Annotated in this window: 13 protein-coding genes; 4 read left to right on the top strand and 9 right to left on the bottom strand. The window is 61.8% G+C overall.

Translation table 11 applies throughout. The annotated features are described in order from the left end of the window. Positions 1 to 9 precede the first annotated feature (9 nt). Genes PQR08_RS16745 through gbd form a run of 6 tightly spaced genes read right to left on the bottom strand, consistent with a single transcriptional unit; the run spans position 10 to position 7,069 of the window. Complete coding sequence (locus PQR08_RS16745) at positions 10 to 936, bottom strand: amidohydrolase family protein (protein ID WP_250486640.1); 927 nt, start codon at positions 934 to 936, stop codon at positions 10 to 12. Between the two features lie 14 nt (positions 937 to 950). Further along, complete coding sequence (locus PQR08_RS16740) at positions 951 to 2,849, bottom strand: TRAP transporter large permease (RefSeq protein ID WP_250486639.1); 1,899 nt, start codon at positions 2,847 to 2,849, stop codon at positions 951 to 953. A 14-nt stretch (positions 2,850 to 2,863) separates the two neighbouring features. Continuing rightward, the gene (locus tag PQR08_RS16735) at positions 2,864 to 3,895 is read right to left on the bottom strand and encodes a TRAP transporter substrate-binding protein (RefSeq protein WP_187606762.1); all 1,032 of its coding nucleotides are present in this window, start codon (positions 3,893 to 3,895) and stop codon (positions 2,864 to 2,866) included. Positions 3,896 to 3,936: 41 nt separating this feature from the next. Further along, positions 3,937 to 5,118, bottom strand: a complete 1,182-nt coding sequence (locus tag PQR08_RS16730) for a CaiB/BaiF CoA transferase family protein (protein ID WP_250486638.1) — start codon at positions 5,116 to 5,118, stop codon at positions 3,937 to 3,939. 19 nt (positions 5,119 to 5,137) lie between these two features. Beyond that, entirely contained in the window at positions 5,138 to 5,917 is a 780-nt protein-coding gene (locus PQR08_RS16725; protein WP_250486637.1) for an enoyl-CoA hydratase-related protein, read from the bottom strand. A gap of 12 nt (positions 5,918 to 5,929) precedes the next feature. Beyond that, positions 5,930 to 7,069 carry a 4-hydroxybutyrate dehydrogenase gene (gene gbd, locus PQR08_RS16720; protein WP_250486636.1) on the bottom strand — a complete coding sequence of 380 codons (1,140 nt, stop codon included), beginning with the start codon at positions 7,067 to 7,069 and terminating at the stop codon, positions 5,930 to 5,932. Positions 7,070 to 7,247: 178 nt separating this feature from the next. Here gbd and PQR08_RS16715 point away from each other — a divergent pair, with 178 nt between their 5' ends. Both PQR08_RS16715 and PQR08_RS16710 read left to right on the top strand, forming a co-directional pair. After that, a complete protein-coding gene (locus PQR08_RS16715) occupies positions 7,248 to 8,192 on the top strand; it encodes a LysR substrate-binding domain-containing protein (protein WP_187606766.1) in 945 nt (314 codons plus the stop codon). 116 nt (positions 8,193 to 8,308) lie between these two features. Then, positions 8,309 to 8,890 (top strand): PPC domain-containing DNA-binding protein, encoded by a 582-nt coding sequence (locus PQR08_RS16710; protein ID WP_238212213.1) that lies wholly within the window; start codon positions 8,309 to 8,311, stop codon positions 8,888 to 8,890. A 4-nt stretch (positions 8,891 to 8,894) separates the two neighbouring features. On the opposite strand, the gene PQR08_RS16705 is transcribed toward PQR08_RS16710, so the two are convergent. Next, a complete protein-coding gene (locus PQR08_RS16705; protein WP_187606768.1) occupies positions 8,895 to 9,809 on the bottom strand; it encodes a LysR family transcriptional regulator in 915 nt (304 codons plus the stop codon). A gap of 103 nt (positions 9,810 to 9,912) precedes the next feature. Between PQR08_RS16705 and dkgB the strand changes: the two genes are divergently transcribed. Both dkgB and PQR08_RS16695 read left to right on the top strand, forming a co-directional pair. Further along, positions 9,913 to 10,719, top strand: coding sequence for a 2,5-didehydrogluconate reductase DkgB (dkgB, locus tag PQR08_RS16700; protein ID WP_250486635.1), 807 nt, complete (start codon positions 9,913 to 9,915; stop codon positions 10,717 to 10,719). Between the two features lie 156 nt (positions 10,720 to 10,875). After that, positions 10,876 to 12,075, top strand: a complete 1,200-nt coding sequence (locus PQR08_RS16695; protein ID WP_250486634.1) for a T6SS phospholipase effector Tle1-like catalytic domain-containing protein — start codon at positions 10,876 to 10,878, stop codon at positions 12,073 to 12,075. Between the two features lie 44 nt (positions 12,076 to 12,119). Here PQR08_RS16695 and PQR08_RS16690 read toward each other — a convergent pair whose 3' ends face one another. Together PQR08_RS16690 and aspA are read right to left on the bottom strand one after the other, a co-directional pair. Next, positions 12,120 to 12,284 carry a hypothetical protein gene (locus PQR08_RS16690; protein ID WP_250486633.1) on the bottom strand — a complete coding sequence of 55 codons (165 nt, stop codon included), beginning with the start codon at positions 12,282 to 12,284 and terminating at the stop codon, positions 12,120 to 12,122. 71 nt (positions 12,285 to 12,355) lie between these two features. Continuing rightward, a complete protein-coding gene (gene aspA / locus PQR08_RS16685; RefSeq protein ID WP_250486632.1) occupies positions 12,356 to 13,774 on the bottom strand; it encodes an aspartate ammonia-lyase in 1,419 nt (472 codons plus the stop codon). Positions 13,775 to 13,783: the final 9 nt, after the last annotated feature.

Here is a 13,783-nt window from a genome sequence, read left to right as displayed (position 1 = left end):
GGCGAGTCTCTAAACGGTCATGCGATAAAACTGCAACGCGTTGCGATAGAAGATCTTTTCCAACCCTTCGCGCCCGAGCGGTTCGAGCATCCTTCTCATGCTATCGACGAGAACGTCATAGCTCACTCTCAAACCCGCCACCGGAAAATTGCTCGCGAACATGCAGCGGTCCGCGCCGAAGATCGACACCGCATCGAGGACGATCTGTCGATTGTCGTCGTAGTTCCAGGGCGCATCCTTCAGGCCGAATTCCGATAGCTTCACGAACACGTTCGGCTGCCTTGCGAGCAACTCCATTCCCCGTCGCCAGCGCGCGAGTCCCTCGTCGCTGCGATCCCATGGAAAGCCCGTGTGATTCAACGCGATCTTCGTATTCGGAAACGCGTTCGCCACTTCAGCCGCATCGGCGAGATGCCACGGCGGCACGCGCAAGTCCCACGAGAAGTTGAATCTGTCGAGCAGCGAGAATCCTCGCAGCCATGCCGGGTCTTGCATCGTTCCGCGAAGATCGTCGAGTGGCTCATGTGGACCGCGCGATGTCACCGGCTTCGAGCGAATGCCGCGCACGAGCGGATAGGCGGCGTGTTGCGCAAGAATCTCCTCCGTATCAGGACGATCGAACCACGCGTGGGCGATCACGGCGCCCGGAAAACCGTATCTGTCGTGCACTTCGTGAAGCCAGCGCGTCTCCGCGACCTGCTCATCGCGCGCCCGTTCCGCCTCGACATGCACGGTGCCTATGATTGGTTGCGCGCTGACCGTCGCAAGATAGTCCTCGGGCAGAAAATCTCGGCAAATGCTTCGATAGTCACCAAGAAAAAATGCTTCGTGATAGTCGCCCTGCAACCACGGATAGCGCCCCGCTGAAAGATCCCACAGATGATGATGCGCATCGATGATCGGAATCTCGTCCGGCGCGATGTCTTTCATGTGCATACGTCGATCGCCAGTCAATTCGCGGGAAGAAAGCCCGTGGAAATCCACGGCACGGCGACCAGCACCAGCAACGCAACGACGAGCGCGCCGAGATACGGCCACACGCGTTTCATCGCGCCATCCGGATCGACCTTCGCAATCGCGCACGCCGCATAAAAGCCCACGCCGAAAGGCGGCGCGAAGAGGCCGAGTCCCATCGCGAAGATGGCGACCATCGCGTAATGGACTTCATTGATGCCGAGCGAACGCGCCACCGGAAAGAGCAGCGGGCCGAACAGCACGATCGCGGGAATGCCTTCCAGGAAGCTGCCGAGCAACACGAACGCTGCCGCCGATATCAGCAGGAAGCCCATCGAGCCGCCGGGCGCCGTCGACATCAGTTGCGCGAGCTGACGCGAGAAGCCCGATTGCGTCAACGCCCAGGCCATCGCGGTCGCGCAGCCGATGATGATCAGAATCGCCCCCGACAGCGAAGCCGTGCCGACGATGATCGGATAAAGGCGATTCCATTTGAACGAGCGATAAAACACGAGGCCGACGACGAATGTATAAGCCACGCCCACCGATGCCACTTCGGTTGCCGTCGCAATTCCTTCGACGACCGCCGCGCGAATCACGAACGGCAACGCGAGCGCGGGCAGCGCGAACAGAAACGCCCTGCCGACTTCACGCGGCTTCGCGCGTTCGACTTCCTTCAGCTCGCGCTTGCGGTTCTTTACCCAGATGACGGCGATCATCGCGAGCGCGCCCACGACCGCCGGCATGAAGCCGCCCGTGAACAACGCGGAAATCGATACGCCCGTCACCGAGCCGATGGTGATCAGCACGAGACTCGGCGGAATAGTCTCCGACATCGCACCCGATGCGCTCAACATCGCGACCAGCTCGTTCTCGTCCTCGCCGCGCTTCTTCATCTCCGGAAAGAGCGCCGGCGCGACGGCGGCCATATCCGCGGCCTTGGAACCCGAGATGCCGCTGACGAGATAGATCGCGCCGATCAGCACATACGACAGCCCGCCCTTGAAATGCCCGATCAGCGATGCGAGAAAGCGGATCATCGCCTGCGCCATGCCCATCGCTTCGATCAGCGCGCCGAGAAACACGAACAACGGAATCGCGAGCAGGATCAGACTCGACATGCCTTCGTCGATACGGCCCAGCACGACGAGCATCGGCGTCAGCGTCACCGTGCTCAGGTACGCGACGGTCGAGAGCCCGAACGCGACCATGATCGGCACGCCGATCACCACCATGAACACGACCGCAACGACGAAGAAGATCACGAGGTTCCAGTTGCCGAGCGCGGTCATCGCGACCTTGAACGTCATCAGCACGGCCGCGATGCCGCCGACCACCGCCGCCGAGATCACGAAGTGCATCGGACGCGCCTGCTCCATGAGACGCGCGACGGAAATCGCGAGCATCAGCGTAAGGCCGACGGCGAGCGCGGCAACGCGATAACCATTGGAGATTTCCAGCGCCGCGCTCGTGATGGCCCACTCTTCCGACACATACTCCCACGCCGGCGACAACAGCACCATGATGAACGCGATGACGATCACGGCCCCGAACGTGTCGACAAAAGCACGCCTCGACGGATTCAGATGCGCGATGAACGTCGTGAGCCTCATGTGCTCGTGGCGTCGCAACGCGATCACTGCGCCGAGCATCGCGAGCCAGATGAACAGCAGCGTCGCCAGTTCATCGCCCCAGATCAGCGGATCGTGAAGCACGTATCGAAAGAACACGTTGGCGAACAGCAGGACCACTTCGGCGACCACCAGCGCCGCCGCGCAGAGTTCAGTCGACCAGCGGATGCACGTATCGAGGACATGTCCCGCTTTCGCAACCGGGCCGGAAGGCTTGCTCGCAACCGCAACGGGCATGGTCCCGAGAGAAACGTCAGTGCTCATGATCCGCTCCTTGCTCACGAAAGCTGCCCGGAATACTTCTCTAGAAGTCCCCATGCCGCATCGCCGTACTTCTTCTTCCATTCGGCGTAGAAGCCCTTTTGCTGCAGGTCGGCGCGGAATGCCTGCTGATCCACCTTGTTGAACGTGACGCCTTTGGCCGTGAGCATCGGTTCGAGACTCTGGTTCAGGCGGATAACTTCCTCACGCTGCTTCAGCGCCGCTTCGTTGATGTTGCGCGCGACGATGTCCTGCACATCTTTCGGCAGCTTCGGCCAGGTCTTGCCGCTCGCGAGCAGCCAGAAGCCATTCCAGATATGACCCGTCAGCGAGCAGTACTTCTGCACCTCGTAGAAGCGCGCCGACTGCACCACGACGAGCGGATTCTCCTGACCTTCGACGACTTTCGTCTGCAACGCGGAGTACGTCTCGTTGATGCTGATGCCGGTGGGCGCCGCGCCGAAGGTCTTGAACATCGATGTCCATAGCGGACTGACCAGCACGCGAATCTTGAAGCCCTTGAGATCGGCCGGCGTCATGATGGGACGCGTCGAACTCGTGATCTGCCTGAAGCCGTTGTTCCAGACCTTGTCCATCGCGATGAGGCCGGCTTTCGCGGCCTGCTCGCGCACGTGCTTGCCGAGATCGCCATCCATCGCGGCCCAGACCGCGTCGTAGTTCTTGAACGCGAAGGGCACGCTTTCGATCGATGCAACCGGCACGAGCGTCGACAGGATCGCACCCGGCAACGGAATGAAATCGACGCCGCCCGCGCGGACCTGCGAGAGCATGTCGGTGTCGCCGCCCATTTGCGCGTTCGCGAAGACCTGAAGATCGACGCGGCCATTCGTCTCCTTCTTGATTGACGCCGAGGCCTCGCGCATATGCGCGTTGAGCGGATGACTGTCCGGCAGGCTGCTCGCGTATTTGAGGACGATGGGCGCGGTTTGCGCGAATGCGCGCTTCGACAGGCTCAGGCCCGTCGCGGTCGCGGCTACGGCGAGTCCCGCCGTCGTCAGGAAGTCCCGACGCGTGATGATTCCACTCATGTTTGTCTCCTGAACTCTGTCATGCGCGATTGATCGCGTCTTTACTGCGCCAGCGCTACTACGGCCTTCTCTTCGATCAGCCGATCGACATCCGTTGCCGAATAGCCCGACTCCATCAACACTTCTCTCGTGTGCTCGCCGAGCAACGGCGCGGGACGATTTCCGGAGCGCTTCGCATCGGAAAAATGAATCGGAAGACCGAGGCCTCGGACCTTGCCGGCCAGCGGATGATCGGTTTCGACGACCATCTCGCGCGCGATCGTCTGCGGATGCGCGAGCGCCGCTGCGATATCGAGCACCGGGCCAGCGGGCAGACCGATGCGGTCGAACTGCGCCATCCATTCATCCGTGCTTCGGCGCACGAGCAGTTCATTGAGGATCGCAACCAGCGCCTCGCGATGTTGAAGCCGCAGCGCGTTCGTCGTGAAGCGCGGGTCGCTTGCGAGTTGGGGCGCATCGAGCACGTCGAGCAGGCGCTCGTAATTGCTCTGGTTGGCAGCGCCGATGTTGATCCAGCCATCGCTCGTCTTGAAGACCTGATACGGCGCGCTCGTCGAGTTCGCGGAACCCATCTTCGGCAGAATCGTGCCGTCGGCGAGATAACTCGCGGCGGGCCAGAACATCTGCTGAAGCCCCGCTTCGAAGAGCGACGTGTCGACCATCTGGCCGCGTCCGGTGCGCAGCTTCTGCACATACGCCGCCGCGATGCCGAGCGCCGCGAGAATGCCCGAGTTGATGTCGGCCACGGGCGAACCGGCCTTGACGGGCTCGCGTCCCTCTTCGCCCGTCATGCTCATCATGCCGCTCATGCCTTGCGCGATAAGATCGAAACCGCCCTTCTCGCCGAACGGACCCGTGCGGCCGAAGCCCGAGATCGCGCAATAGATCAGTCCCGGATTGAGTTCCTTGAGCGTGTCATAGCCGAGACCGAATTTCTCCATCGTTCCGGCGCGATAGTTTTCGGTGACGACGTCCGCATCGGATAACAATCGCTTCAATACTTCGCGGCCGCCTTCGCTCTTCAGATTGAGGCCGATGCCGCGCTTGTTGCGATTGACGATCATGAACGACGCGGATTCGCCGCTCGGCAGGATCGGTGAAAAGCGGCGGGAATCGTCGCCATCGGGCACTTTCTCCACCTTGACGACATCCGCGCCCATGTCGGCGAGCATCATGCCGCACACCGGGCCGGACATGATATGCGCCAGTTCAACCACTTTCATTCCACTCAGCGGACCCATTTCACTTTCCCTTGAAGACTGGCTTCTGTTTTGCATTGAATGCAGCGGCGCCGACGCGAAAGTCTTCGGTGTCGAAGCAATCGAAGGCGGATTCGATATCGGCGTCGCTGAGCGCGGGCGATGGCGTCAGCCTGTTCGACGCCGCCTTGTGCCAGCGCGCGACGAGCGGCGCGCCGCGTGCGATGCGCCGCGCGGTGGCGATGGTTTCTTCCTCGACGGCATCGTCGGCGACGACGCGCGACGTAAGTCCCTTCGCAAGCGCTTCCCGTGCATCGAAGATGCGTCCTTCGAGCACGATCTCCATCGCCACCGGACGGCCCGCGAGACGAATCAGCGCGCCGAGTTCGGCGTAGGACATCGTGAGACCGAATTGACCGACGGGCGCGCCGAAGCGGCTCGATTCGCCGCAAATGCGGATATCGCAGAGCGACGCGATTTCGAGCCCACCGCCGACGCATACGCCGTGAATCATCGCGACTACGGGATGACGGCAATGCGTGATAGCTTCCATCGCATTGGTCGTGACCTCCGCATAAGCGCGCGCCTGCTCGCGATTCGATCGAAGCGCCGCGAACTCGCCGATATCCGCACCCGCTGCGAATGCCTTCGTTCCCGCGCCACGCAGGATCACGCATCGAATGCCGTCATCGTCCGATAGCTGCGTCATTGCATCGCCGAGATCGCGCCACATCGAGAGCGTGAGCGCGTTCATCTTCTCGGGGTTATCGAGCGTGACGATTGCGATATCGCCATTTCGCTCGACCGTGATCTTGTCTCCCATGTCTTCCTCAGTTCAGAACGACGCTTCGAGCATCGCGTGATAATCGCTTTCGGATGCGTCGCGCGGATTGGTTTTATGACTGTGGTCCTTCAACGCGCCCTTCACGATGCCGGGGAACATGTCGTGCGTGACGCCCACGCCGGATAGCGTCGCGGGAAGGCCCAGACGCTGGGTCATCTCTCTGATGGAAGGCCCGACGTTCGCGGGATTTTCGAGGCCCATCGCCTGCGCGAGCCGCGCGAGCTTGCCTTCTTCCCGAACCGTCGGCGCATCCTCGTTGAACGCGATCACGGCGGGCAGAAAGATCGCGTTGAGCGTTCCGTGATGCAGACGCGGATTGATGCCGCCGAGCGAATGACTGAGGCTGTGCACGCATCCCAGGCCCTTCTGAAACGCAAGCGCGCCCTGCATCGATGCGCTCATCATGTTCAGGCGCGCGGTCTTGTCGTCGGGATGTGCCGTCGCGCGCTCGATGTGACGCCACGCGCGCCACAGGCCGTCGAGCGCGATGCCGTCGGCCGCGGGGTTGAACGCGGGCGCCATGAACGTTTCTATGCAGTGCGCGATCGCGTCCATGCCGGTTGCAGCCGTCATCGTCGCGGGCAGTTTCAGCGTGAGTTCGGGGTCGCAGATCGCGGACTTCGGCACCACGTAGGGCGATATCACGCCGACCTTTCTGCCGTCGTCGAGAATCAGGATCGCGCCGCGTCCGACCTCGCTGCCGGTGCCCGCCGTCGTCGGAATCGCGATGACGGGCGCGGTCGCCGACGTGATGCGCGTCGCGCCGCCTTCGATCACGGCGAAGCTCTGCAACGGGCCGTCGTGCGTCGCGCATACCGCGACACCCTTCGCGAGATCGATCGACGATCCTCCGCCCACCGCGATGATTCCATCGCATCGTTCATCGACGAATATGGCGACCGCATCGCGCACCGCCGCTTCGTTCGGATTGGGCGGCGTGCCGTCATAGACCGGCACGTCGTAGTCCGCACCCAATGCCGAAAGCACCTTGTCGACGATGCCCGCCGCCTTGATGCCGCGATCCGTCACGACGAGCGGCCGCTTGATTCCAACCCTTTCGCATTCGCTCTTCAGCAAACGCAAGGCGCCGAACTCGAACTGTATCTGCGTGATGTAATTGATGAGAGCCATGTTGATCGACAGTTATAGATTCATGAAAACCCGAACAGCAGGAACCCTGATCGCTGCGGGTTAACGTTAGGCCCGGACCTTTGCGCAATGCGGGTTTGATGGGGCAGTATAGGCAGCGGCCGAAACGGCCGGAATTGACAATAATGAATACGGGTATAACTATTCCTCAACTCGCGCGATGACTCCTTCTCTCAACTCGATCATTTCCCGGCTGCACCTGAAGCAGTTGCGTTTGCTCATCGCGCTCGCGGATCATGGTTCGCTTCTCAGTGCGGCCAAACAGGTTTCGCTCACGCAGCCGGGCGCAAGCAAGGCGTTGCACGAAATCGAAACGACCTTCGGCACGGCGCTTTTCAACCGGACGAGCCGGGGGCTCGAACCGAACGACATCGGGCATTGCGTGATTCGCTATGCGCGGCTCATTCATACCGACGTCGCGCATTTGCGGGAGGAAATCGTCGGCATCATGCGAGGTCATGGAGGACGCGTGTCGGTGGGCGTCATCATGGGCGCGGTGCCGCGCGTGATCGAGGCGATTTCTTCGCTCGTCACCAAGCATCCGGAGATGTCGATAGAAATCGTGGAAGATACGAGCGCCGCGTTGCTGAGCCTGATCGACGCAGGACGTCTCGATCTCGCCGTGTGCAGAACCACGATCAGCCAGACGCCGTTTCTCTACGACAGCGTCAATCTGCAGGAGGAGACGCTTGCGGTCATCGCGAACCTGAGTCATCCGTTTCAGAACGCACGCAAGCTGCGGCTTAAAGATCTCGCGGATGTGCGATGGGTCGTCTATCGCGCCAACATGCCGATGCGCATGCTGCTCGAACGCGAGTTCCGCGAAGCCGAGATACGCTTTCCACGGCATCTCGTCGAGACCACGTCGGCGTTTGCCACGCTCTCGCTGTTGCAAAGCAATCCGACGTTCGTCGCGCTCGTGTCGATCGATGTCGCCGAGTTCTTCACGCGACATGGCATGACGGGCATGCTTCCGCTCAAACTGTCATCGAAGAGCGAACCTTATGAACTCGTCACACGGCGCGGCGCGCCGGTGTCCGCGGGCGCGCGCGTCCTGATGGAAGAACTGCTCGCACAGCACGATCAGGCCGAGGATTTATCGTGAGCCATGAGCGCGGGTTATAAGCGTAGTCGCAACTCTCAGTATTCCATCGGGAACGTCTTGTCTACACTCCGCCGCAGCCGAATAGAACGGCCGATAACATCAACGGAGACAGCTTCATGGACGAGACTTATCTGCGCAGGCACTTCTTCAAGAACATCGCGGCGCTATCGGCCGGCGCGCTGGCGACATCCATCATCCCAGGCGGCGTGTCGGCGCAGACGCAATCGCCTGCCGAGTGCGAAGCGGGCGTGATCGCTGCAGGCGGCCCCGATGTGCAGCGCAGATACATCAGAACGCCCACGGGTTACTTTATGGTTCTGCGCATGGGCGATAACGTCTTCGAGCAACTGACGACGTTCGCGCTGGCGGAAAACATCCCCGCGGTCAGTCTGACGGGCATCGGCTTCGGCCATCCGACGTTCGGCTTCTGGAACGCCGCGAAGAAGGACTTCGATGCGAAGACCTTCCGCAATGTCGAGATGGGCAGCCTGACCGGATCGGTGGCATGGAAAGAAGGCAAGCCGTCGATCCATATGCACGGCATGGCGGGCGACAGCAACTTCAACGCTTACGGCGGCCATCTATTGAATCTCGAAGTGGGCACCGGTTCGATGGAAATCACGCTGATCGTTCACCAGAAGCGGCTCGAACGCGCGGTCGATCCGTGCATCGGCGCGAATGTTTTGGGCATCGGCTGACGCCTTATCGGCGGCCCGTCAGCGCGAATTCAGTGGACTTCACGGCTTCGGCAAGATAGTCGACGAACGATGCGATGCGCGCGGAGATCGCCGTGTTGCGATAGTAGACGGCGTTGATCGGTTGCCGCACTTCCTGCGTGTGACGCGCAAGAATCTGCACGAGCGTGCCTTCGCGCCGATCGCGTAGCGTCATGAAATCGGACAAGCACACGATGCCCGCGCTTTCCAGCGCGAGATGCCGCAGCGTCTCGCCGCTCGACGAAGCGATGCTCGGCTTGATCCGGTACGGCTCGTCGTCTCGCCCCGCAAGGGGCCAGACATTGAGCGATTCCGGCTGCGTGAAGCCGAGCAGCGAGTGATTCGCGAGTTCGTCGACGCGCTTCGGAAGTCCGTGTGTCTCGAGATACTGCGGCGTCGCGAGCACGCGAATTCGGCTGCTGCCGATCGGGCGGCTGTGCAGCGTCGAATCCTTCAGCCTGCCGATGCGAATGGCGACATCCGTGCGGCGTTCCAGCAGATCGATCACGCCTTCATTGCTGTTCAATTCGAGCTCGACATGCGGATAGCGCTCCCGATATCCCGCGACGAGCGGCACGATCACGTGCAGCATGAACGGCGTCGCGGCATCCACGCGCAACAGCCCGGAAGGCCGCTCGCGCCGGGCGGCGATCTGTTCCTCCGCGCTTTCCACCGCGCCGATGATCTCGCGAGCGTTCTGCAGAAAGCTCTTGCCCTCCTCCGTCAGCTCCAGGCGCCGCGTGGTCCTGCGCAACAGCGTCGTCTGCAGCTTCTCTTCGAGCCGTCCGAGCGTGCGGCTCGCGCCCGACACCGTCTGGTCCAGTTGTTCCGCCGCCTTGGTGATGGAGCCCGTGTCGACTACCGTCGCAAAAGTCTGAAGCTCGTCGAGAGTGATTTTCATAGTTGACGTTAATTCAAGAGTATTTCCTTTATAGCCCGGTTTTTGCGCAAGAGTAAAGCCGGCATACTGTGTTCGTCCACTCAGCCATTGGAGAACACGTTCCATGAATCGCATTCCCGCTTTCGGCCTCGGCACGTTCCGCCTGAAAGATCAGGTCGTCATGGATTCGGTACGCAACGGCCTCGAACTCGGCTACTGCGCCATCGATACCGCGCAGATCTACGGCAACGAAGCCGAAGTCGGCGAAGCGATCGCCGCATCGGGCGTGCCCCGCTCCGACATCTTTCTGACCACGAAAATCTGGACCGAGAACACCTCGCGCGGCAAGCTCGTTCCGAGCCTCAAAGAGAGCCTGACGAAGCTGCGCGTCGATGAAGTGGATCTCACGCTGATTCATTGGCCCGCGCCGGAGCACGGCACGCCGCTCGAAGAATTCATGAGCGCGCTCGCCGATGCGAAGAGGCAAGGCCTCACGAAGCAGATCGGCATCTCCAACTTCAACATCGAACTGACGAAGCAGGCGATCGATGTCGTCGGCCGCGAGAACATCGCGACCAATCAGATCGAACTGAGCCCGTATCTGCAGAACCGCAAGCTCGTCGCGTTCCTGCGCGAGCAAGGCATTCAGGTCACGTCGTATATGACGCTCGCCTACGGCAAGGTGCTGAAGGATCCGGTCATCGGCGAGATCGCGAAGCGGCATCACGCGACGCCCGCGCAAGTCACGCTCGCATGGGCGCTGCAACTCGGCTATGCGGTGATTCCGTCATCGACCAAGCGCGAGAACCTCGCGAGCAATCTGCTCTCGCAGCAACTCAGGCTGACCGCCGAAGACATGGCGCAGATCGCGGAACTCGAACGCAATGGCCGTGAAGTCAGTCCGGAAGGCCTCGCGCCGATTTGGGACTGAAGCGCGGTTTGATGCGATGCAACGAAGCGCCCTCGACGAATAGGCACTTTCGGCCAAAGCGTCGTTCGCATAAGACGCGCGCCTTGCCGAGTGACCCGCAAGAAACTAAGACATACTGAGCGAGCACTTGCGGCGTCACGACGGAAGGGGTGCATCATGGGCAAGAACATCGTTTTCTGCGCGGACGGAACGTGGAACGGTCCGAACACCGACCACGACAACGACGGCATTCCGGACACCACCAACGTACTGAAGGCATTCCTTCTGTTATCCGGCGAGCCGGACCCCGCCTCGACGCTTCTCGCCTCCGAACAGGAGATCGCGGAGCCCGGACCTGACGGACAGGTCGCCAAGTATCTGCATGGCGTGGGCGATTCGCGCAACGTCATCAGGAAGCTGGTGGGCGGAGCATTCGGCGACGGCATCATCGCGCGCATCGTGCGCGGCTATACCTTCATATCGCGCAACTACAAACCCGGCGATCACATCGTTCTGATGGGCTTCAGCCGCGGCGCGTACACGGCGCGCGCGCTCGGCGGAATGATCGCGAACGTCGGCCTGCTCGACACCAGCAAATACGAAAGCAACGACAAGGCGCTCGCGTATCGCATGGGCATTCTCGCGTGGCGCAAGTATCGCGAGTCGAGGCCGACGGCAGGCGCGAGCGGCGGCGGCTTGAAGGGCCTGCTGGAGAAGATCGTCAACTTCGAGCCATCGCTCGCGTTCACGAGGTTGCAGCCCGGCGACACGATTGCCGTTGATGAAATCCGCGCTATCGGCGTATGGGACACAGTCGGCGCGCTCGGCATTCCGCTCTATCTCGACAGCGAGGACTCGACGGTCGATCTGTTCCGTTTCGCCGACACCGCGCTCAGCCCGAAGGTGAAATTCGGCGTTCACGCGATCAGTCTCGACGAGCAGCGCGGCGATTTCACCCCGACGCTCTGGGACACCCGCGCGGGCGTCACCCAGGTGCTGTTCGCCGGCGCGCATGCCGATGTCGGAGGCGGCTATTCGAACGATGAATCGGGCCTCTCGGATATCGCCTGCGAATGGATGCTGAACCGTCTTGCCGATCCGTCGATCGGCGTGCGTCTCAAGGCGCAACCGTGGACCTTGCAGCCGGATTTTCTCGGCGCGGCGCATTCGCCGTGGAAGGAGCCGCCCTTCTCGCTGCGCCCGTCCGGCCCGCGCGGGCCGTTCGCCTTTCCGCAGGATATCGGCGCGCATGTTTCAGTGGCCCAGCGACTCGGCCTCGTGACCGTGGACGGAAGGCCGGTGCCCGTTCCCAATCCGTATTTGCCGACCGTTCTCGGCCCGGCCTTCACCACGCACACCAACTGGATCATGTCCTGAAACGATTCGGGCCCGGGACTTTCGTTCCCGGGCCCGTGTTGCTGCTACCACTTCGCGCTCTTGTGGCGATTGCGTCCGATCGTGTCCCACAGCTTGCGCGCCTGCTTCTGCACCGACTTCGCGTGTTCCTCGTTGTGAGGCTCCGTGTCACCGGCATGAGCAGCCGTGGCGCCGCGTTTCGGGCGCTTGAACATTTCGGCGAATCTCATCGCAACCTCCTTTCGCGGCTAGCACACCGCAAAAATAGTCTACTCCGGCTGGCGCTTCGCGGCACGGCCTTTCATACCGCCGATGCCGTGTGTCTCGGCTGCGTCAGCATCGCCGGTTGCAGGATTTCGTCGAGCTGCAACTGGCTCAACAGACCCTTTTCGATGACGATCTGCGCGACGCTCTTGCCGGACGCGAGCGCTTCCTTCGCGACTTCCGTCGAGTGCGTATAGCCGATATACGGATTGAGCGCCGTGACGATGCCGATCGAACTTTCGACGATCATGCGCAGGCGCTCGCGATTCGCGGTGATGCCATCGACACATTTCGACGCGAGCGTGAGGCACCCCGCGCGCAAATGAGCGACGCTCTTGAACAGGCTATGCGCGATGATCGGTTCGAACGCGTTGAGCTGAAGCTGGCCTGCCTCGGCGGCGAAGGTCACGGTCACGTCATTGCCGATGACCTCGAACGCGATCTGATTGACGACCTCCGGAATCACCGGATTCACCTTGCCCGGCATGATGCTCGAACCGGCCTGCACCGGCGGCAGGTTGATTTCGCCGAGGCCCGCGCGCGGCCCGCTCGAGAGCAGCCGGAGATCGTTGCAGGTCTTCGAGAGCTTGACCGCGACGCGCTTCAGCACGCCGGAAAGCTGCACGAACGCGCCGACATCCTGAGTTGCCTCGACGAGATTCGGCGATGTCGTGAGCGCGATGCCGGTCACCTCGCTCAGATGCCTGCAAGCGAGCTGCGCGTATTCCGGATGCGTGTTGATGCCCGTGCCGATAGCCGTCGCGCCGAGGTTGATCTCGCAGATCAGCCGGGCCGCTTCCCTGAGCCGCTCTTCGTCCTCGCCGAGCATCACAGCGAACGTGCTGAATTCCTGACCGAGCGTCATCGGCACGGCGTCCTGGAGTTGCGTGCGGCCCATCTTCAGATCGTTGCCGAACTCCAGCGCCTTGCGTTCGAACGACGCGCGCAGCACGCCCATCGCGTCGATCAACTGCATGATGCCCGTGTACGTGGCGATCTTCAGCGCGGTCGGATAGGCATCGTTGGTGCTCTGGCCGAGATTCACGTCTTCGTTCGGATGCAGCACGCCGTATTCGCCGCGCTGATGCCCGAGATGTTCGAGCGCGAGATTGGCGATGACCTCGTTCGCGTTCATGTTCGTCGACGTGCCCGCGCCGCCCTGAATCACATCGACGACGAAATGCTCGTGCGCCGTGCCCGAGCGCACTTGCCTGCATGCCTGCACGATGGCCTGCGTCTTCACTTCGTTCAGGAGGCCGAGGCCGTGGTTCGCGAGCGCCGCCGCTTCCTTGACGCTCGCCAGTGCATTGACGAGATTCGGATATGCGGAGATCGGAATGCCGGTGATGGGAAAGTTTTCCAGCGCGCGCAGCGTATGCACGCCGTAGTACGCGGTGGCGGGCACGGCGAGATCGCCGAGAAGGTCGTGTTCGATGCGTTCGGTAGGTGCAAGCATGTGATCCTC

The organism is Caballeronia jiangsuensis (assembly GCF_046030135.1).
GTDB lineage: Bacteria > Pseudomonadota > Gammaproteobacteria > Burkholderiales > Burkholderiaceae > Caballeronia > Caballeronia jiangsuensis.
This window is presented reverse-complemented; position numbering and strand designations above follow the sequence as displayed.